Consider the following 20,369-nt stretch of genomic DNA (forward strand, 5'->3'; position numbering starts at 1 on the left):
GCCCTCGGCCGTGGCATCCTGACCGGGTGAACGGTCCCGAGATCCACGTCGAGTTCGCCCCCGACCTCGCCCTGTTCGTCCCGAGCGAGCGACGCCGGGGTGCCACCCCCCTCGCCACCGACGGCGCCTCGACCCTCGGCCACGTCGTCGAGTCGGCCGGCGTCCCGCTGACCGAGGTCGGATCCCTGTGGGTCAACGGCCGCGAGGTGGCGAGGTCGTACGTCCCCGCCGCCGGCGACGTGGTGGACGTCCGCTCTGTCCAGCGCCCCCAGCAGGTCCCCGGCGCTCCCCTGCGCTTCCTCCTCGACGTCCATCTCGGCACGCTCGCCCGCCGGCTGCGCCTGCTCGGCGTGGACACCTCGTACGAGTCGACGGACATCGGCGACCCGGCCCTCGCCGCCCGCTCGGCCGCCGAGCGGCGGGTCATGCTCAGCCGCGACCGGGGCCTGCTGCGCCGCCGCGAACTGTGGGCCGGCGCCTACGTCTACAGCACCCGCCCCGAGGACCAACTGGGCGACGTCCTTGGACGGTTCCGCCCCGAACTGCGTCCCTGGACACGCTGCACCGCCTGCAACGGACTGCTCAGGGAGGCCACCAGGGAGGAGGTGGCGGACCAGTTGCACGGCGGCACACAGCGGTCGTACGACGTCTTCGCCCAGTGCACGGACTGCGGCCGCGCGTACTGGAAGGGCGCGCACCACGACCAGCTCGAAGCCATCGTGGAGCGCGCCCTGACGGAATTCAGCGGCCGGAACTGACGCGCCCCCCACAGGCACGGGGACACTGCGCGACCAGCCACTGCGTACCCGCGGCGACAGGCCCTAGCGGACGTCGCCCTTCCCGCACGCGACCCCGTCCCTGTTGCGGTCCAACCCCAGCGGATCGTCACCACCGTTGACCTTCAGCCGGCCATAGTGGTTCTGCTTCAGCCAGGTGCAGCGGGCCGCGGCCGACTTCTTCACCCGGGGCGGGAAGTCCGTCGGCACACACACGTTGACCGAGCCGTAGTGCCGGTCGCAGCCGGAGATCGTCGGACTGACCTTCTGCGACGTCTTCTTCTTGCCGGGCCCGGAGACCTTGCCCCGGAGGGAGTCGGCGAAGGAGTGGACGTGCGCCGAGGCGTCGGAGGCGCTGAGCGCGGCCGGGCCCTGCAGATGCACCCACTTGGCCACCGACGGCACCCCGTTGGCGTCCACCGCGAAGAGCATGTACCAGCCGGGCGGGGCCAGGTTGGGGTTGCTCGTCACATTCAGGTCGACGTTGTTGCCGTCGACGGACAGCGGCAGGTCGACGAACCGCTGGTTCGGGTCGGAGGAGTGGGTGACCGCCGCCGGACGGATCAGCTCCGCCTTGGCGATGGGCCGGTCGACGGTGATCCGCTGGGTGTCGCCGTACTTCCACTCCTGGTTGATCACCGAGGTGATCGTCGGGCGGGTGCCCTTGTAGAGGTAGGGCGGGGTGTAGATCGACACATTGTGGTTCCAGGTGCCGTTGCCCGGGTTGTCACCGGTGGCCATCACACGGCCGTCGGGCAGCAGGAACGCCGAGGAGTGGTAGCCACGGGACTCGGGGTCGGCGGCGACGGGGTCGAAGGTGTTGGTGCCCGGGTCGTAGATCGAGGACTCGTAGACCGGGTTGGCGCGGTTGTGCAGCGCGCCGCCCGTCTCCAGCACCTTGCCGTCGGGCAGCAGGACGGCGGACACGTACATCTTGCCCTGGTTGCCGGTCTCGGCGATCTTGCCGCCTCCGAGGTCCACCGTGCCCTGCGGGAGCGGCGGCCCGGCCATGTACGACGGGTTCGCCTGCTTGAGGTCGATCACGTCGGTCAGACGGTTGGCGTCCGGGTTGGAGTCGATGTTGCCGCCACCGAGGGTGAGGACCTTCTGGTCCTGCGCCGGAGGCAGCAGCACGCTCGCCGACTGGTCCCGTTCGTCCTTGTTCTGCAGCCCCGGGATCTGGGTGACCGTGTTGGCGTTGTAGTCGTAGATCGCCGAGCCCGTGCCGGGGATGTTGTTGCCGAAGACATGGCTGCCCGTGTAGAAGAGGCGGCCGTCCTGCATGAGGACCATCGACGGGTACAGACCCCAGTACGACCAGGTCTGGTTGACCTGCCACAGTGCCAGCCACTTCTGGTCCTTGTCCGACCAGTACTCGGCCGTCACCGAGCCCGTGGAGTCCTCGCGCAGCCCGCCGAAGGAGATGACGTCACCGTTGCCGAGTTCGGTCGCCGACGGGTACCAGTGGCCGTCGTTGAGATCGTTGGTCTTGCTGTACTTCTCGGTTTTCGGATCGAAGATGTACGAGTCCTTGAAGCCCTCGTAGCCGTGCCCGCCCGGGACCGGGTAGGCCTTGTTGCCGCTCATGACGAGCACCCGCCCGTCCTGGAGCTGCACATGGCCCGCGCAGAACATGTCCTTCGGCGTGGGGACGACCTTGTAGGTGCCCTTCGCCGGGTCGTACACCGCGCTGGTGAAGCTGCCGGCGTCGAAGTTCTCCTCGCTGTTGCCGGAGCCAGCGATCAGCAGCACCTTGCCGTTGTTGAGCACGACGGAGTGCATCGAGCGGACCGGGTTCTGCGTGGGCAGCACCGACCAGCTGCCGTTGGCGCACTGGTCGCCCGTGCCGCTGCACTGGGCGGGCGGGAGCGTGTCCGGGACCTGCTCCATCGTGTAGTCGTCGGTGGTCGCCGAACCGGTGCCGTAGACCGAGACGCCCCAGGTGATCCGGTCGGTGCCGGCCGGGACCTCGGGAGTGCGGACCGTTCCCTGCGTCCAGGCGGACGCCAGGTCCAGGGTCTTGAGGTCGGTCCAGTACTGCCAGCCGGCGGTGGTGTCGTGCCGGAAGAGCGTGATGTTGGCGTCGGGTGTCGTGGTCTTGTACCAGAGCCCGAGGTCGTACTGCTTGCCGACGGTCACCACCGGCGCGCACGCGGTGGACTCGGTGATCAGCGCCTTGCGGTCGCCGTCGACCCGGCGGGTCAGCGTGACCTTCATGGCCTTGGCACCGGAGTGGGCGTCGGCGGTGGTCTGGAAGCTGAAGTCGTTGTCGCCCCAGCCGGACTTCTCCCAGCAGTACGGCATGTCGTCCGTACCGGCGGTCTCGAAGCCCGGGTTCTTGACGAGGTTGGCGGCCTCGGCGCTCTGCGGCGAGGTGAGGAGCAGACCGGCGGTCAGGGCCCCCACCCCGACCAGCGCGGTCCGTCTGCGGTGTCTGTTCACACGGCTCTCCTAGCGGTTGTACGACCCCCGGTCTTGCGGCGCGGGAGGTAGACCAGCGCTTCGGTCCCGGCGAAGCGCAGGACGAACGTCGTCACCAGTGCGAGCGCGGTGGCGGGCAGCGCGCCCATCCCGAACCGGTCGACGAACAGCGCGATCAGCGGGATGCGCAGCACCAGGTCCGCGTTGGCGAGCGCCGCGAACCGGCCCAGGCGGTCCCACCAGCGGCGGTGCGCCCGCCGGTCGCGGAACAGCAGATGCTCGATGAGCAGGAAGTTCCATGCGACGCCGAGCTGGTTGGCGAGGATCTCGGCGGGCACGTAGTGCAGGCCGAGGACGGTCAGCGCCCACAGCCCGACCAGGTTCGGCACGAAGCCGCTCGCGCCGATCAGCCCGAAGCCGACCAGGCGGGCGACCGGTGAGGCGGTGCGCAGTCCCACCAGGTGGCGCAGGAAGCGGAAGCCCTCCTGCGCGCTCGACTTGGACTCGCCGGCGAACCGGTCCTGGAAGACGAACGGCACCTCGGCGACCCGCCGGGGCCTGCTCCGTACGGCCAGCTCCAGAAGGATCTTGTAGCCGAGCGGCTTGAGCACCTCGGCCGTGACCGCGCTGCGCCGGATGGCGAAGAAGCCGCTCATCGGGTCGCTGATGCCGTGCAGCTTGCGCGGGAAGAGCGCCTTGGTCAGCCAGGTCGCGCCGCGCGAGACGGCCACCCGGTAGCTGCCGGCGAGCCCGGCCCGGCTGCCTCCCTTGATGTACCGGGAGGCGACCACGAGCCCGGCGTTCGTGCGCTCGCCGGTGGCCACCAGCTCGGGTACCAGGGACGGCGGGTGCTGGCAGTCGCCGTCCATGACGACGATCCACTCCGAGGTGGCCGCCTTCAGCCCCTCGACCACGGCCCCGCCGAGCCCGCCGGCCGGTTCCTCACGGTGCAGCACGGTCACCGGGAACGGGCAGTCCTGCGCGGCCGCGCGGATCACCTCGGGGGTGTCGTCGGTGGAGTCGTCCACGAAGACGACCTCGCAGGGCAGCCGGGCGGGTACCGACTCGGTGATCTGGTGCAGCAACTGCCGGATGTTCGCGGACTCGTTGAAGGTCGGTACGACGATGGTGACGGCGCCGGGTTCGGCGACTTCGGCGCCCTGTACGGCCGGGTCGCCCAGCTCGCCGGGAACGGTGTATTCGCTCATCGCGCGCCTCCCGCGGCGGCCGTCCGGATCTGCCGGATCTCGATGCGGTCGTCTCCGGTGCCGAAGGTGGCGACCGGCTCGGAGTGCTGGATGGCGGCCTTCACGTTCGGCAGGTCCTTGGCGTCGCGGCGGACGGTCGGCGAGGCGACGACGTAGTCGATGTCCCGCCAGCCGTGCGGCATGGTCTTGGTGACGGCCGGGTCGAGGTCCGCCTTGTAGAACCAGATGGCACCGAGCCCGGGCCGGTACCCGGCGTGCACGAGGTCGAGCCACAGGGCGTCGTCGACGAGGACCCGGGTCTTCCTCGGGTCCTCGACCTGTGTGCTGAGCCAGGTGGAGGCCTGCCGGTAGGGCTTGTTGGCGTCGGTGGTGACGGCGGTGCGGTTGCCGTCGTACCAGTGCGGTACGACGTAGGCGCCGGCGGCGAGGGCCAGTACGGCGGCCAGTGCGTACCGGCCGCCGGTGAGATACCGCTTCTCGCCCTCGGCCCGCCACCGGCGCAGTACGCCGTGGGTGACGGAGGCGGCGCCACCGGCGAGGACCAGGGCGAGGAAGGGCAGCGCGCCGATGATGTACATGGCGGGCAGATAGCCGCTCGGCCGCATGGCCACGGCGGCCAGGATCGCCACGGTCAGGGCCGGTCCGGCCAGCGCGCGGGCGGTGACCGACCAGCGCCAGGTCACGATCAGCAGCAGGGCTCCGGCGAGACCGCCCAGCGGCAGGACCCGGTCGTAGTACAGCCAGGAGTGCAGCACCCCGTAGGAGCCGGAGGAGGTGTCCAGGATGAAGCCCGAACCGGGCCTGGACATCTGGTACTTGATGCCGTCCCAGAGCGAGACGTGCCCGCTGCCCGGGAACAGCTCTCCCTTCAGCAGGGCGAAGAGCGGGTAGGAGAAGCCGATCAGCGCGCAGGCGGTGACGGCTCCGGTGAGGGCGAACTTGCGGGTGTCGCGGTGGCTGTGCCGCCACATGGTGACGAACAGGGCGGGCAGGACGACGAGCATCGTCTCCTTGGTGAGCACGCCCGCGGCGGCCGCGAGGCCCGCGCCGAAGTGGTGCCACAGATGCCGGCTGGGCGAGGCGGCCAGGCAGAACGCCAGCAGCAGCCACATGACGGCGATGTTGTCCAGGAAGATCTCCCGCTGGAGCACGACGGCCAGCGGGGAGAGGCCGAACAGGGCCATGCCGAGCCCGGCGGCCCAGCGGGGCAGGGAGAGTCTGCGGCCGAGGACGTACACCAGCACCGCGCTGATACCGCTGATCACGAGCATGGTGATCCGCATGGAGCCGACGGTCATCGAGCCGGGGCTGATCGCGGAGGGTATCCAGGTGAGCAGGGCTATCTGGAGCCAGCCGAGCGGCGGGTGGTCGTACCAGTAGGTGTAGTGGGCCAGGCCCTCGCCCTGCTGGACGGCCCAGGCCTGGGCGAGGTAGGTGCCCTCGTCGTCGCTGAGGGTCGGGTAGTCGGCGATGTTCCAGCCCTGGACGACGAGGATCGCCGTGAGCAGGAGTCCGCACAGCAGCAGGTCGGGACGGGAGGAACGGAGACGTTCCGGCGGCTTTGTTCGGCCGGTCGAACGCGCCTCAGGCGCAGGCCGGGGCTGCGCGGGGACCTTGTCGGTGGTCACCGCGGGGAGAGTGGAGGTCACGCAGGAACGTCCTCTCGGATCGGCTCGGCCGCGGTGAGGTGCGCGCCGACATGAGTGGTCAGCTCCCAGTCGTTCCGTCCGCGTTGCTCGCGCCACACGGCGCGGATCGCGGCCCCGGCGAGGAGGACCTGGTAAAAGGGGCCGCCCACGATGAGCTTGGCGTAGTGGACGAGGCGGACCCTGAGCCCGTACTGCTTGCCGAAGTCGTGCAGTCCGACCACCTCGAAGACGAAGGTGACGGCGGCCGTGACCAGCGGCAGGAAGGTGAGGAAGGCAACTCCGACGGGCACGTCGAGGAAGAGCGCGACGGCCGCGTTCAGCGGGATGATCACGCCGGAGAAGGCCTGCAGGAACGGGGTCATCAGCGTGTACCGGGCCAGCAGCCGCTGGCGCAGGGCGGGCAGTTGCTTCCAGTCCTTCTTCCGGTACACCTGCAGGAAGCCCTGGTTCCAGCGGGTGCGCTGCTTCAGCAGCGACATCAGCGAGCCGGGGGTCTCCTCACGGGTGACCATGTCGGAGTCGTAGGCGACGACGACCTTCTTGCCGACACTGGACAGGCGCACGCCCAGATCGCAGTCCTCGGCGAGGCAGTTCGGGTCCCAGCCGTCCGCTTCCCTGAGGACGTCGGTCCGTACGAACACGGTGTTGCCGCCGAGCGGGATGAACCCCTTCTGCGCGTGCAGGTGCAGCCGGGAACGGAACCAGAAGAAGTACTCCAGGCAGTTGCGCAGGCTGTACCAGCTGGAGTGGAAGTTGATGAGCTGGACACCGCCCTGGACGACGTCCGCCTCGGTCGTCCGGAAGGCGTGGTCGACGTGCGCGAGCAGCTCCGGGTGGACCTGGTCCTCGGCGTCGAAGACCCCGACGACGTCGCCGCGGCAGTGCGGCAGCGCCGTGTTCATGGCCTTCGGCTTGTTCTTCTTCTCGTGGGTGTCGACGACCACCCGCACCCGCGGGTCACGGGCGGCGGCCTGTTCGGCCACCGCCGTGGTCTCGGGGTCGTCGTGCCCGACGATCACGATGATCTCGAAGTCGGTGTGTGTGGACTCCAGCAGGCGCTGGATGGTGTGGTCGAGTACGGCCTGCTCATGCCGGGCAGGCAGGAGCAGGGAGAACGACACATGCTCCTCTCCGTCCGGTCTGCTGAACCGGGTGGAGGCGAGCACCTCGGGCGTGCGCCACGCGTGCATCTGCCACCACAGGGTGAAGGCCGCCATCCAGAACAAGGCCAGTGAAACGGCAGCAACGAAGACAGACGTCAGCAAAAAGATCCCCCCAGATCCCCGATACCCCCTGTGCGCGCAACGGTCAGTCACACCCGTCACGCCGCTGTGGAGAGACTAAGGGGGATTTGTGAAGCGCGGGAGCTGTTCCGATAAATAGCGTGTTTCGGAACGGTGGTGCGGGTAGCGGGATCTATCCGAACACCTGCCCACATCGGGACAGTTCACCACCTCTGCTCCCCCGCGCTCTCACGCCGCTCAGGTGGTGTTCAACGCCGCGCCCAACCGCTCCGGATCCGTCGTAGGGACGTCACATGTGAAGTTACGGCAAATGTACGCCGCCGGTTCACCGCCCACGAGCGGACGATCGACGAGCAGCGGGAACTCGTCGCTGTCCGGGGTCCCGGCAGCGACGACGGCGCCCGGTGCGGTGGCGAGGAGTGCCGTGCGGTGCAGGGCGGCCGTCGTCCCGTCGGCGAGGGACGGCCCTACGATCGCGATCTCCCGGGGCCCGTCGAGCAGCGCCTCGGCGGCGGCCAGTCCCCATCCGATGAACCGTGGCACGCGCGGCCCGAGCGCCTTGACGACGCCCAACGCCCGTTCCGCCGCCACCCGGTGGGGTTCCGAACCGGTGTGGGCCGCATAGCCCAGCAGGGCGCCGGCCGCCGCGGTCCAGCCGGACGGGGCGGCGTTGTCGGTGGGGTCCTGCGGCCGGCGGATGAGCTGCTCGGCGTCGGAGGCGGTGTCGTACAGGGCGCCGTTGTCGGGGTCGGTGAAACGGGCCAGCACATGGTCGAGGAGCAGCCCGGCGAAGTCCAGCCAGACCCCCTCGCCGGTCACCGACGCGAGAGCGAGGAAGCCCTCGGCCACGTCGGCGTAGTCCTCCAGTACGCCCGCGTTGGGCCCCACCCGTCCGTCCCGGCTGGTCCGGGCGAGCCGGGCGTGCTCGTCCAGATGGACCCGTACGAGGAGATCGGCGGCACCGACGGCGGCCTCGATCAGATCGGGCCGGCCGAAGTAGGCGCCGGTCTCGGCGAGTGCGGCGATCGCGAGTCCGTTCCAGGCGGCGACGACCTTGTCGTCCCGTCCGGGAGCGGGACGCTCAGCACGCTTCGCCAGCAGGCGGTCCTTGACGGATGCCATCTTCTCGGCATCGAACACGTCCTCACTCTGCGGGAGTTGAAGGACCGACTGGCCGTGCTCGAAGGTGCCCTCCTCCGTCACCCCGAAGTACCGGGCGGCGAGTTCGGCGTCCTGGTCGCCGAGGGCGTCCTTGAGCTGTTCGGGGGTCCACACGTAGTACGCGCCCTCGACGTGCCGCCCGCTGCCGTCGTCGCTGTCGGCATCGAGTGCCGAGGCGAACCCGCCGTCGGTGGTGCGCAGTTCGCGCACCAGGAAGTCGGCGGTCTCCAGCGCGACCCGCCGTGCGAGGTCACCCAGTCCGTCATCGGCTCCGTCGTGGGCGGTGGCCCGCCACAGATGCGCGTAGACGCGGCACAGCAGGGCGTTGTCGTAGAGCATCTTCTCGAAGTGCGGCACCACCCAGTCGCGGTCGACGGAGTAGCGGGCGAACCCGCCGCCGAGCTGGTCGTACATGCCGCCCCGGGCCATCCGCTCACAGGTGTCCCGGGCCATCTGCAGGGCGCCCTCGGCGCCGGTGCGCGCGTGGTGGCGCAGCAGGAACTCCAGGACCATGGACGGCGGGAACTTCGGCGCGCCGCCGAACCCGCCGCGCTGCGGGTCGTACTCGCGGGTGAGCCCGAGGAGGGCCTGGGCGAGTTCCTGTTCACCGGGAACCCGGTCCCCCTGATAGCCGATCTCCCGCTCGGCGAGGTCGCGCACGATCTTGCCGGCGACCTCGCCGACCTCCTCGCGCCGCTCGTCCCAGGCCTGCCGTACGCCTTCCAGCACCTGCCGGAAGGAGGGCATGCCGTGCCGGGGCGCGGGCGGGAAGTAGGTGCCGAAATAGAAGGGTTCGGCGTCCGGGGTGAGGAACACGGTCATGGGCCAGCCGCCCTGGCCGGTGGCCGCCTGGACGGCCTCCATGTAGACGGCGTCGACGTCGGGGCGCTCCTCGCGGTCGACCTTGACGCTGACGAAGTGCTCGTTGAGGTAGTCGGCGGTGGCCTGGTCCTCGAAGGACTCGTGGGCCATGACATGGCACCAGTGGCAGCTGCTGTACCCGACGCTCAGCAGGAGGGGTCTGCCGGTCCTGCGGGCGGTCTCGAAGGCCTCGGCCGACCAGGGCCACCAGTCGACGGGGTTGTCGGCGTGCTGGAGCAGATACGGGGACGTCTCATGGGCCAGTCGGTTCACCGTTCCACTCTCCCACGGGGTCCGCTACCGCGTAGAAACGCATCGACACCGGGCGTGCCCCCTCCGGTGCCGCCTCGCGCGTGCGGCCGTACCGCTCCAGCAGGGCGTGGTACTCCCGCATGAAGGCGAGGAGTTCCTCCCTGGTCATCCAGGTGCCGTGGCGCTGGACCTGGGCCCAGCCCTCGGGGCCGCGGTACTCCTGGTGGGCACGGCGGAAGAGGGCCGTGTCGACCTCGATCTTGAGGTGGGCGAGCTGTGCGGCGGCCGCGTACTCCTCGGGGGACATCGCGGCCGGGTCGGGTGTGGTGTGGCTGAAGGGCAGCACCCGCCACCAGCGCTCGCGCCCGCCGGACTTCTCCGGGATCTCCTCGATGAGCCGCTGCTCGGCGAGTTTGCGCAGGTGGTAGCTGGTGGTGCCGGAGCTTTCGCCGAGTTCGCGGGCGAGGACGGTGGAGTTGGCCTCGCCGTGCCGGCCGAGGTAGTCGAGGATCCGGCGGCGCAGGGGGTTGCCGAGGGACTTGTAGAGAGCGGTGCGCTCAAGGCTGGTCATCTCGGGCATGCCGTCGGTCATGCGGCCACCGTAACCCTGAGAACCCTGAGTCGTCCCCGATGTCTGCCGAATTTTCTTTGCAGAAATTTCTCTGCGGTCTAGTGTGGGGGTCGGAACGCGATCGGAAGGCGATCGGAAGCGCGACGGAGCGGGGGACCCGTGATGGAGACGACCAAGGCGCCGCTGAAGGCGAAAGCGCCGCTGAAGAGGTGGACGCTGATCCTGCTCGGGGCGGGGTCCGCCCTGCTGGTGCCGTGGATGGTCGTGCTCGCCCTGACCCTCCCGGCCAGCACGGAGGTACGGCACTGGTCGCTGGCCTGGATCGGCCTCGACGCCCTCATGACGGCAGGCTGCGCCACAACGGCGTTGCTCGGCCTGCGCACCGACCCCCGAGCCCGCCTCACGGCCTCCGCCACGGCGGCGGTGGCGGTGCTGGACGCATGGTTCGACATAACGACGTCCCAGTCGGGCAGCGACCTCGCACAGGCCCTGGCGTGCGCGGTGGCGGAGGCGGCCCTGGCATGCGCCTGCGTGGTGCTGGCGTTGTCGGAGCCGCAGAAGAAGGCCGCGCACAAGGGAGTTGCCACGAAATCCTCACCCACGCCCTGATCGCCGCCCCCTCGCGTTCCCGCCTCCCCCGAAGGACACTCGTACGCAAAGGAGTTGCCGCCGGAGGGGGACGGGACATGCGGGAAGGCCACCGGGCGGAGGCCGAGCGGCTGCTGGAGCGGGCCGTGGAGGAGGAGGTACGGCGCTCCGGCGGACGGACCGACGGACAGCTGCTGCTGCCGCGGGCACGCGGCTCGCTGGACGCCATGGCACAGACGGCCGCCGAGGAGTACGAGGCCTACACCCACGCGCTCGACGAGGCCGACGCCGGCCGTCTCACCTTCGGCCAGCGCTACGCACGCGAGGGCGCCGGAACAGCCTTACTGGTGGCCGCTGTTGCCGCGGTGGCCGCCGCCGTCACCGACCTGTCCCTCGGCACCGGCACCGGTACGGCCGTCGGCGCGGGAGTCACCGTGGGCGTGGTGGGGGCCGCGGCCACGGTGGTGAAGGTGGCCGGTTCCCATCTGCCCGCCGCCCACCATCGCGCCGGCGCGGCCGGCCAGCCCGGCGGCCCGGACCAGCTGCGGCTGCAGTGGCTGACCGCCCTGGAGGTGCGCGGTATCCGCCCCTACCTCGACCAGCAGCGGGTGCTCAGCGCCTCCACGGGCCCGAAGAAGACGAGCGGTCCGGCGCTGCGCGGCGCGGACAAGAGCGCGGCGGCCCGCAGGCGTACGGTGCTGGAGCAGTCCTTCGGCCAACTGCCCGAGCCGGACGGCCCGTTCGCGGGACGCCGGCAGGAGCTGGCACGGATCAGGCAGTGGGCACAGTCGGCACGGGCGGCGACCGAGACCCGGCCGACGGTGGTCGTGCTGCACGGCGAGCCGGGCTCGGGCCGTACGACGCTCGCGGTCCGCGCGGCGCACGACCTCAGGGACCACTTCCGTGGCGCGGTCGTCGTGGACCTGCGCGGCGGCAGCCGGGAGGAGCCGCCGCTGCCCACCCGGGACGCCCTGCTGCACCTGCTCAACCGGCTCGGCGCACCCCGCGAGCAGCTGCTGTTCCGCGAACGCTCCTCCCCCGACCAGCAGGTCAAGCGGCTCGGCGAGCTGTACCACCAGCACCTGACCGGCCTGCCGGTCACGATCGTGCTGGACGACGCCTCGGACCCGGAGCAGGTGCGCGCCCTGGTGCCCGAGCACTCCGACAGCCTGGTCCTGGTCACCGCGAGCAGGCCTCTGGAGCTGCCCGCGGACCTTTCGGCCTGGGTGCACCACCTGCCGGTGGAGGCGCTGGACGCGGCGGGCGCCGAAGAGCTGCTCGGCACGGCCGCACAGGACGCGTCGGGGCCCTACGACGCCGAATCCACCGACCGCATCCGCCAGTTGTGCGGGGGCCTGCCGCTGGCGCTGCACGTCGCGGGCTCGTCGCTGGGCCCGCGCTCGCCCCGGCAGCTGGCCACGGACCTCGCCGCGTACGGCCCGGTGGAGCCGGTCGAGCGGGTGCTGTGGCTGCGCTACACCGACCAGCCGGAGAGCGCGCGCCGGCTGCTGAGAAGGCTCGCCCTGGCCGGCCGGGCCTCGCTCGGCGGGGCGGCCGCCGCAGCGCTGCTGGCCACCGACGAGCAGGAGGCCGAGCGCCGGCTGGCCGCACTCGCACGGGCCGGCCTGATCGACCATGTGCGCGGCAGTCGCTACCGGCTGCACGACCTGGTGCGTGCCTTCGCCCAGGCCCGGCTGCTGGACGAGGAGGATCCGGGCGAGCGCACGGCAGCGCAGGAGCGGCTGATCGTGAACTACGCGGAGCTGGCCGACTCGGTGCTGCGGCTGGTCGACGGCAACATGTCGACGCGTTCTGACCGGTTCGGGCCGCACGGCTTCACCTCGCTGGACGAGGCGCTGCGCTGGCTGGACGACGAGTCCAGCTTCATCACGGCGGCCCTGCGCCACGCGGAGGGCGTGAACCAGGCGGCCGTGCTGAACCTGCTCGGCGCCCTGTGCGACTACTGCCTGCTGCGCGGCGACCTCTACCGGCTCGGCGAGATCAGCGAACTGGCCCAGGCCGTCGACGAGGGCCTGCTGGTGCGCTCCGTGCAGTGGCGCACGGGCATCGCGGCCCGCCAGCTCGGCGAGCTGGACAAGGCGCGCACCACCCTGACCTCGGTCGTGGATCTCTACCGGGAGGCCCACCACGAGGCGGGCGCCGCCCGGGCCCTGTGCTCGCTCGGGATCACCCTGCACCACCAGGGCAACCTGACCGAGGCGGCCGCCAGGCTCCAGGAGGCGCTGGACCTCCAGGCGGCTCCGGAGCTGGCGACGGACCGCGCCTGGACGATGCACGCGCTGGCGGCGGTCCAGCGCGACCGCGCCCGTCTGCCGGAGGCCCTGGACCTGCTCACCCGCTCCCTGGTCCAGCACCGCGAGGGCGGCTCGCTGCACGGCGAGGCCTGGGCCCACTTCCAGCTCGGCCAGCTGGCCCTGCGCATGGGCGACGTACCGCGCGCGGAGACGGAGCTGCGGGCCGCCCTGGAGCGGTACGGCCGTACGCACGACGCCCGCGGGGAGGCCTGGGCGCTGACCCAGCTGGCCCGGGCGCGGCTGGTCGACGGCGACGCCGGCCCCTCCGTCGACGACCTGCGCCGCGCGGCGGCCCGGCACCGGGAGAACGAGGACGTGCGCGGCGAGGCCTGGACGCTGTACTACCTCGGCCAGGCCCTGGAGGAGACCGGCGAGCTGGACCAGGCGGTCCGGGACCTGGAACGCTCCCGGCAGATGTTCTCCCGGATGCGCGACGTCTACGGCCTGGCCTGCGCCCGGCACCACTCGGCCCGGGCCACCCGGGACCAGCGGGCCGCGCAGACCGGCTCGCTGCGCAACTCGGGTTTCGCGCGCCAGCTGCTCGTGGACGCCCGTGCCGACTTCCAGCGGATCGGTGTCGCCCATGGCGAGGCCTGGACCTGCCTGGAGCTGGCGGTGGTGGACGCGGGCAACGCCCGGATCCAGCAGGCGCTCGCCCTGTGCGACGAGGCGCTGACCCTCTTCACGTCCTACGGCGACCGGCGCGGCGAGGACTGGGCGCGCTTCCTGCGCTGCACCCTGCTGCCGTACGCGGCGCCGGGCGGGGTCGACGTGGGCACGGCGGTCGCCCAGGAGGAGCTGGCCCAGCTGGCACGCGCCGCGCATCCGCTGCGGGACGACAAGCTGCACGAGTGGGTCCCGGCCTACGCCCTGCTGCTGGAGCGGGGCGTGAGCCTGGAGGCGGGCTGGCAGGCCTGGCGGCTGCGCATGACGCCGGACCGCCACGCCCGGGAGGTGATGGGAGTGGCGGTACCGGCCGGGCGCTGACCTTCCGGTCAGCCCGTCTGGGCGGCGGAGTCGGCCTTCTTCTCGGCCTCGGCGTCCGGGGCTTCCTTGAAGTCGACCTTCTGCATGTGCTTGTTCATCGACTTCATCAGGCCCCAGACCGCCAGGGCCATCACCGCGAAGACGATGAAGCCGAGGACGCCGGGGGTGACCTTGTTCTCGTCGACCTCCTTGGCGAGGGGGACGAGGTGCGTCAGTGCCAGGCTTGCGCTCATGTCATGCATTGTCGCGGATGCCCGCGAAGAGGTCGTCCTCGGGGAGGGAGGTGTCGACGAGCGACTTCGCCAGCTCGTACTCCTCCGTCGGCCAGACCTCCTTCTGCAGCTCCATCGGCACCCTGAACCAGCCGCCGTCGGGGTCGATCTGCGTGGCGTGGGCGATCAGCGCCTTGTCACGGATCTCGTAGAAGTCGGCGCACGGCACATGGGTGGTGAGCGTGCGCTCGGTGCGCTCGAACTCGCTCCAGCGCTTGAGCCACTCGCCGTACGGCGACTCCAGGCCGCGGTCCAGCATCGCCTGGTGCAGCGCCTCGGTGCGGGGACGGTTGAAGCCCTGGTTGTAGTAGAGCTTGAGCGGCTGGTACGCCGGGCCGAACTCGGACTCCGGGTACTTCTCGGTGTCCGCCGCGCCCTCGAACGCCACCATCGAGATCTTGTGGGTCATGATGTGGTCGGGGTGCGGGTAGCCGCCGTTCTCGTCGTAGGTGGTGATCACCTGGGGACGGAAGGAGCGGATCTGCTTGACCAGCTCACCGGCCGACTTGTCCACGTCCTCCAGGGCGAAACAGCCCTCGGGCAGCGGGGGCAGCGGGTCGCCCTCGGGCAGGCCGGAGTCGACGAAGCCGAGCCACTCCTGCGCGACGCCGAGGATCTCGCGGGCCTCGTCCATCTCCTTCTTGCGTACCTCGTGGATGTGCTCCTCGATGTATTTGTCGCCCTGCAGCTTGGGATTGAGGATGGACCCGCGCTCTCCGCCCGTGCAGGTCACCACCAGCACGTCCACCCCCTCGGACACGTACTTCGCCATGGTCGCCGCGCCCTTGCTCGACTCGTCGTCGGGGTGCGCGTGAACGGCCATCAGTCGCAACTGGTCAGTCAAGACTCAATCCTCGGTATGTCGGCGCCCCCGCGTCTTGGGGTGCGTTCGGCGGCTTCTATAGTGACCGAATCGGGGGGCGAATAATTCCGCGGAGAGGACGATCATGGGCTCGGCAAGCACGCGGCTCCCCGAGGGCCGCTACGGCCGTTCCTCGGACGAGCGTGCCGACCGCAAGCTCAGGATCGCCGGATCGGTGCTGGGCGCGGCCCTGCTCGCACTCATCGGCTATTTCGCCTACCACTACCTGGCGCAGAACGAGATCAGCGCCCAGGTGATCACCTTCCAGGCATCGGACGACGCGGTCCAGGTGCATCTGGAAGTCCACAAGGACTCAGGCGCCACCGGGTACTGCACCCTGCGCTCCCAGTCGGCCGACGGCGCCGAGGTGGGCCGGGCCGACTTCCGCTTCACGGGTTCGGCGACGCGCATCGACAAGGTCGTCACGCTCCGTACGACGGCCAAGGGGACGACGGCCGAGCTGCTCGGTTGCCACGCCGGCTGATCCATCACCCCGAACACTCACACGCTGACCTGCGTTGATGCGATTCTGATGGCTTATGTCCTCCCCCTTTCGCCATTGAATTGTTAGGCTCGTGGTTTCGCCCTTCCAAGAGGGAACATGCTTCTGGGTAGGGCGATGCTTTGTATTCCCAGTACCGACGAGGAGCACCCTGTGACCCAGACCAGCGAGAACGTCACCTGGCTGACCCAGGAGGCGTACAACAAGCTCAAGGATGAGCTTGAGTACCTTACTGGTCCTGCGCGCACGGAGATCGCCGCCAAGATCGCGGCCGCGCGCGAGGAGGGCGACCTGCGCGAGAACGGCGGGTACCACGCGGCCAAGGAGGAGCAGGGCAAGCAGGAGCTGCGTGTGCGCCAGCTGACCCAGCTCCTGGAGAACGCGCAGGTCGGCGAGGCCCCGGCGTCCGCGGACGGAACCGTCGCGCCCGGCATGGTCGTCACGATCGCCTTCGACGGTGACGAGGACGACACCCTGGACTTCCTGCTCGCCTCCCGCGAGTACGCGAGCTCGGACATCGAGACGTACTCGCCGCAGTCGCCGCTCGGCGCCGGCGTCATCGGCCACAAGGTCGGCGAGGACGCGGAGTACGAGCTGCCGAACGGCAAGAAGGCCTCGGTGCGGATCCTGAAGGCCGAGCCGTACTCGGGCTGATCCCGCCCCTGGTTTCGCATCCCGCCCCCGGCGTCCGCGTGACGCCGGGGGCGCTGCATGTCGTCAGGCGGTCGCCGAGCGGTACTTGCGGACGGCCAGGGTGCGGAACATGACGATGATCAGGACCGAGTAGAGCATCGACGCCCAGACCGGGTGCTCCATGGGCCAGGCGTGCGAGGTGGACTGGCCGGGGTTCCCGAAGAGCACGCGGGCGGCCTGAACGGTGGCGCTGAACGGGTTCCACTCCGCGATGTGGCGCAGCCACGGGGTCATGTTGCTGGTGTCCACGAACGCGTTGGAGATGAAGGTCACCGGGAAGAGCCAGATCAGTCCGCCGGAGGTGGCCGCCTCGGGGGTGCGCACGGTCAGACCGATCAGGGCGCCGATCCAGGTGAACGCGTATCCGAGCAGGAGCAGCAGGCCGAAGGCCGCGAGGACCCTGGCGGCGTTGGTGTCCTGGTAGGTCCCGACCCGCCAGCCGACCAGCAGCGCGACGACGGCCAGGACCAGCAGGGTGAGGGCCGTCTGGACCAGGTCGGCGAGGGTCCGCCCGGTGAGCACCGCACCGCGTGCCATGGGCAGGGAGCGGAACCGGTCGATGAGGCCCTTGTGCATGTCGTCGGCGATGCCGGCGCCGGAGCTGGCGGTGGCGAAGGTGACGGTCTGCGCGAAAATGCCGGCCATCAGGAAGTTCTTGTAGTCGATCGCGCTGGTGCTGCCGTCGATCTTCATGGAGCCGCCGAACACGTAGGTGAACAGCACCACGAACATGACCGGCTGGATCAGCCCGAAGATCAACATCTCCGGGATTCGGGACATACGGATCAGATTGCGCTTTGCAACGATCAATGAGTCGCGGATGGACCGGCCGATGGGGTTGCCGGGGGCCGCGATGCGCACGGTGTCGGTGACGGCACTCACTTCACGGCCTCCTTGGCGTTCGCCTCGTCCTGTCCGGCGGCCTCGGCGACGTGTCCGGTCAGGGACAGGAAGACGTCGTCGAGGGTCGGGCGGCGCAGTCCTATGTCGTCCATCTCGATCCCTCGGGTGTCCAGCTCCCGGATGACCTCGGCGAGCAGCTTGGCGCCGCCGGTGACGGGGACGGTGAGCTTGCGGGTGTGCTCCTCGACCGTGGTCTCGCCCTTGCCGAAACCCCGCAGGATTTCGACGGCGCTCGGTATGTGCTCGCGTTCGTGCACCACGACCTCGACGCGCTCGCCGCCGGTGCGGGCCTTGAGCTGGTCGGAGGTGCCCTTGGCGATGACGCGGCCGTGGTCGACGACAGCGATGTCGTGGGCGAGGTGATCGGCCTCTTCCAGATACTGCGTGGTGAGCAGCAGCGTCGTACCGCCGGAGACGAGCTGTTTGATGACCTCCCACAGCTGCTGGCGGTTGCGCGGGTCGAGGCCCGTGGTCGGCTCGTCCATGAACATCACGGGCGGTGAGACCACTAGGGCGGCGGCGAGGTCGAGCCTGCGGCGCATGCCTCCGGAGTAGGTCTTGGCGGGGCGGTCGGCGGCGTCCGCGAGGTTGAACTGTTCGAGCAGCTCGGCTGCGCGCTGCTTGGCCGGCTTGGCCCTCATCTGGTACAGCTGCCCGACCATCTGCAGGTTCTCCCGGCCGGTCAGGTATTCGTCGACGGCCGCGAACTGGCCGGACAGGCCGATGGAGCGGCGCACGGTGTCGGGATGCTTGAGCACGTCCACGCCCGCGACGAGCGCCTTGCCGCTGTCGGGGCGCAGCAGTGTGGTCAGACAGCGGACCGCGGTCGTCTTGCCGGCGCCGTTCGGCCCGAGCAGACCGAGGACCGTGCCCTCGGGGACATCGAGGTCGACGCCGTCCAGTGCCCTTACGTCACCGAAGGTCTTCACCAGGCCTTCGGCATAGATGGCGCCTGGCATATGAGTCTCCACGTCATTGGGGATTCTGCGGAAAAGGGTAGGTTTGCGCGCTCGACTCCGCCTGTGGTTTTCCACCTGGGGCTTTCCGCGTCTGCATCGGCGGTCCGGCGGCCATGGCGCACACCATAACGCGATGTATCGCGTCACTCAATGGTTTTGCCCGACCGAATGACGCCACCGGTCCGGGCCTCGGCCGGCCTCAGTCGATGACCGTGTAGCCCGCCCCGCGCAGGGCCTGGCCGACCTCGGCGCAGTGCGCCGGGCCCTTCGTCTCGAGGTGCAGCTCCACCTCGGCCTCCGTGAGCCCGAGCCGGGGATCGGTGCGTACGTGGCTCACGTCGAGGACGTTGGCGTCGACCGCTGACAACACCCCGAGGAGCGTGGCAAGGGCGCCCGGCCGGTCCGTCAGCCGCAGCCGAACGGCCAGGTAACGGCCCTGCGCGGCCATGCCGTGCCGCAGCACCCGCTGCAGCAGCACCGGGTCGACGTTGCCGCCGGACAGCAGGGCGACGACCGGGCCGGGGAAGGCGCCGGGCTCGCCGAGCAGGGCCGCGACCGGGCTCGCCCCGGCCGGTTCCACGACCAGCTTGGCCCGCTCCAGGCACAGCAGCAGCGCGGCCGACAGCTGGTCCTCGCCGACCGTGCGCACCTCGTCCACCAGCTGCTGGACGATCCCGAACGGCACCAGGCCCGGCCGCCCCACCTTGATGCCGTCGGCCATCGTCGCCGGGTTCTGCACCGACACCGGACGGCCGGCCGCGAGCGAGGGCGGGTAGGCCGCGGCACCCTCCGCCTGCACCCCGACGATCCGCACGTCCGGCCTCAGTGCCTTCACCGCGACCGCGACACCCGCCGCGAGCCCGCCGCCGCCGATACCGACGACGATCGTGCTCACCTCCGGGCACTGCTCCAGGATCTCCAGGCCGATGGTGCCCTGACCTGCGATGACGTCCGGGTGGTCGAAGGGGTGGATGAACACCGCGCCGGTCTCGGCCGCGTACTCCTCGGCGGCGGCCAGCGTCTCGTCGACCACCTGGCCGTGCAGGCGCACCTCGGCGCCGTACTCCCGGGTCGCGCTGATCTTCGGCAGCGGGGCGCCCTTCGGCATGAACACGGTGGCGTGCACACCGAGCAGCGCGGAGGCGAGTGCCACACCCTGCGCGTGGTTCCCGGCGCTCGCGGCCACCACGCCGGCGGCACGCTCCTCCGGCAGCAGCCCGGAGATCCGGACGTAGGCGCCGCGCAGCTTGAACGAGCCCGTCCGCTGCAGGTTCTCGCACTTGAGGTGCACCGGCGCGCCGACCATCTGGGACAGGTGCCGGCTGCTCTCCATCGCGGTCACGCGGGCCACGCCGGAGAGCATCTTCTGGGCTCCGCGCACATCGTCGAGGGTGACGGAACGCAAGGAGTCAGCCGTGCCGTAGCTCATGACGCAAGTCTCGCAGTTCACGGTCGCACACGGCAGGGGTGACCAAGCTCCGAGACCGGTTTGGTCGGCGCCGGTACGGCCCGCCCCCGGGCCGCGTACCCTGTCCCCCAACCCAGCAGCCCTTCATGAAGCGAGCCTCCGGCCATGCCCACAACACCTGAAATGTCGATGGACATGACGACCGTCGGTGACACCGGTCTCCTCGACACTCTCCAGCACGAGGTGGCGCTGTTCGCCCGCCGTGCCGAACAGACCCGGCTCGGCGGCGTCGGACAGGTGCGCAACTCCATGGACCGCGCCGCGTACCTGCTGCTCAACCGCCTCGACAAGGAAGGCCCGATGGGCGTCAAGGCGCTCGCCGCGAGCATGGGGATCGACTCCTCGACGGTCACCCGGCAGGTGGCCCCCCTGGTCGACACCGGGCTCGTCAAGCGCACCTCGCACCCGGAGGACGGGCGTGCGGTGGTGCTCCAGCTGTCCCCGCGCGGGGCCTCGCGGCTGGAGGAAGTGCGATCGTCCAGGCGTCAGTTGATGGCCGAGCTGACACACGACTGGGCACCGGAGGAGCGCGAGCAGTTCTGCACGCTCCTCACGCGCTTCAACACCGCGCTGTCCGCGCGGATGGCGGTCCAGGGGCCGTCCGTGGAGCAGCCGCCGGCGTCCTGAGGCACACCGCACCGGTGCGGTCCGAAGTCTTGACCTTGGGCCGCCGCTGG

Annotated in this window: 17 protein-coding genes; 6 read left to right on the plus strand and 11 right to left on the minus strand. The window is 70.4% G+C overall.

The window, feature by feature from the left end; all coding sequences use genetic code 11:
- The first annotated feature begins 26 nt into the window (after positions 1 to 26).
- On the plus strand, positions 27 to 758 hold the full coding sequence (locus tag ACIRU3_RS00445; RefSeq protein WP_404049280.1) for a Mut7-C RNAse domain-containing protein: 732 nt from the start codon (positions 27 to 29) through the stop codon (positions 756 to 758).
- Between the two features lie 63 nt (positions 759 to 821).
- Here the strand turns inward: ACIRU3_RS00445 and ACIRU3_RS00450 are convergent, their stop codons facing one another.
- The 6 genes from ACIRU3_RS00450 to ACIRU3_RS00475 all read right to left on the minus strand — a co-directional run bounded on the left by ACIRU3_RS00450 (position 822) and on the right by ACIRU3_RS00475 (position 10,164).
- A complete protein-coding gene (locus ACIRU3_RS00450; RefSeq protein ID WP_404049283.1) occupies positions 822 to 3,218 on the minus strand; it encodes a galactose oxidase-like domain-containing protein in 2,397 nt (798 codons plus the stop codon).
- Positions 3,215 to 4,405, minus strand: coding sequence for a glycosyltransferase (locus ACIRU3_RS00455; protein ID WP_404049286.1), 1,191 nt, complete (start codon positions 4,403 to 4,405; stop codon positions 3,215 to 3,217). Before ACIRU3_RS00455 ends, ACIRU3_RS00450 begins: the two co-directional genes overlap by 4 nt.
- The gene (locus tag ACIRU3_RS00460; protein ID WP_404049288.1) at positions 4,402 to 6,054 is read right to left on the minus strand and encodes an ArnT family glycosyltransferase; all 1,653 of its coding nucleotides are present in this window, start codon (positions 6,052 to 6,054) and stop codon (positions 4,402 to 4,404) included. The genes ACIRU3_RS00455 and ACIRU3_RS00460 overlap by 4 nt, the downstream gene beginning before the upstream one ends.
- Positions 6,051 to 7,319 (minus strand): glycosyltransferase, encoded by a 1,269-nt coding sequence (locus ACIRU3_RS00465; protein ID WP_404049290.1) that lies wholly within the window; start codon positions 7,317 to 7,319, stop codon positions 6,051 to 6,053. Before ACIRU3_RS00465 ends, ACIRU3_RS00460 begins: the two co-directional genes overlap by 4 nt.
- 216 nt (positions 7,320 to 7,535) lie before the next feature.
- Positions 7,536 to 9,593 carry a thioredoxin domain-containing protein gene (locus tag ACIRU3_RS00470; RefSeq protein ID WP_404049293.1) on the minus strand — a complete coding sequence of 686 codons (2,058 nt, stop codon included), beginning with the start codon at positions 9,591 to 9,593 and terminating at the stop codon, positions 7,536 to 7,538.
- Entirely contained in the window at positions 9,574 to 10,164 is a 591-nt protein-coding gene (locus tag ACIRU3_RS00475) for an ArsR/SmtB family transcription factor (protein ID WP_404049295.1), read from the minus strand. Before ACIRU3_RS00475 ends, ACIRU3_RS00470 begins: the two co-directional genes overlap by 20 nt.
- Before the next feature lie 141 nt (positions 10,165 to 10,305).
- On the opposite strand from ACIRU3_RS00475, the gene ACIRU3_RS00480 reads away from it, so the two are divergent.
- On the plus strand, positions 10,306 to 10,752 hold the full coding sequence (locus ACIRU3_RS00480; protein WP_404049297.1) for a hypothetical protein: 447 nt from the start codon (positions 10,306 to 10,308) through the stop codon (positions 10,750 to 10,752).
- A 77-nt stretch (positions 10,753 to 10,829) separates the two neighbouring features.
- A complete protein-coding gene (locus ACIRU3_RS00485; RefSeq protein WP_404049300.1) occupies positions 10,830 to 14,033 on the plus strand; it encodes a tetratricopeptide repeat protein in 3,204 nt (1,067 codons plus the stop codon).
- Between the two features lie 8 nt (positions 14,034 to 14,041).
- Here ACIRU3_RS00485 and ACIRU3_RS00490 read toward each other — a convergent pair whose 3' ends face one another.
- Complete coding sequence (locus ACIRU3_RS00490) at positions 14,042 to 14,266, minus strand: hypothetical protein (protein WP_404049303.1); 225 nt, start codon at positions 14,264 to 14,266, stop codon at positions 14,042 to 14,044.
- Between the two features lies 1 nt (position 14,267).
- Positions 14,268 to 15,149, minus strand: a complete 882-nt coding sequence (gene mca, locus ACIRU3_RS00495; RefSeq protein WP_404049307.1) for a mycothiol conjugate amidase Mca — start codon at positions 15,147 to 15,149, stop codon at positions 14,268 to 14,270.
- Between the two features lie 103 nt (positions 15,150 to 15,252).
- Between mca and ACIRU3_RS00500 the strand changes: the two genes are divergently transcribed.
- A complete protein-coding gene (locus tag ACIRU3_RS00500; protein WP_404049310.1) occupies positions 15,253 to 15,651 on the plus strand; it encodes a DUF4307 domain-containing protein in 399 nt (132 codons plus the stop codon).
- 171 nt (positions 15,652 to 15,822) lie between these two features.
- Positions 15,823 to 16,323, plus strand: coding sequence for a transcription elongation factor GreA (greA, locus tag ACIRU3_RS00505; protein ID WP_404049313.1), 501 nt, complete (start codon positions 15,823 to 15,825; stop codon positions 16,321 to 16,323).
- A 63-nt stretch (positions 16,324 to 16,386) separates the two neighbouring features.
- Here the strand turns inward: greA and ACIRU3_RS00510 are convergent, their stop codons facing one another.
- The 3 genes from ACIRU3_RS00510 to ilvA form a co-directional block, all read right to left on the minus strand.
- The gene (locus ACIRU3_RS00510; RefSeq protein WP_404049316.1) at positions 16,387 to 17,244 is read right to left on the minus strand and encodes an ABC transporter permease; all 858 of its coding nucleotides are present in this window, start codon (positions 17,242 to 17,244) and stop codon (positions 16,387 to 16,389) included.
- Positions 17,241 to 18,224, minus strand: a complete 984-nt coding sequence (locus tag ACIRU3_RS00515; RefSeq protein WP_404049319.1) for an ATP-binding cassette domain-containing protein — start codon at positions 18,222 to 18,224, stop codon at positions 17,241 to 17,243. Before ACIRU3_RS00515 ends, ACIRU3_RS00510 begins: the two co-directional genes overlap by 4 nt.
- A 199-nt stretch (positions 18,225 to 18,423) precedes the next feature.
- Positions 18,424 to 19,653 carry a threonine ammonia-lyase gene (ilvA, locus tag ACIRU3_RS00520; protein ID WP_404049322.1) on the minus strand — a complete coding sequence of 410 codons (1,230 nt, stop codon included), beginning with the start codon at positions 19,651 to 19,653 and terminating at the stop codon, positions 18,424 to 18,426.
- Positions 19,654 to 19,815: 162 nt separating this feature from the next.
- Here ilvA and ACIRU3_RS00525 point away from each other — a divergent pair, with 162 nt between their 5' ends.
- Positions 19,816 to 20,319: a MarR family winged helix-turn-helix transcriptional regulator gene (locus ACIRU3_RS00525; RefSeq protein WP_404050498.1), complete on the plus strand. Its 504-nt coding sequence runs from the start codon at positions 19,816 to 19,818 to the stop codon at positions 20,317 to 20,319.
- Positions 20,320 to 20,369 lie beyond the last annotated feature (50 nt).

Source organism: Streptomyces sp. NPDC101151 (genome assembly GCF_044768335.1).
Classification (GTDB): domain Bacteria; phylum Actinomycetota; class Actinomycetes; order Streptomycetales; family Streptomycetaceae; genus Streptomyces.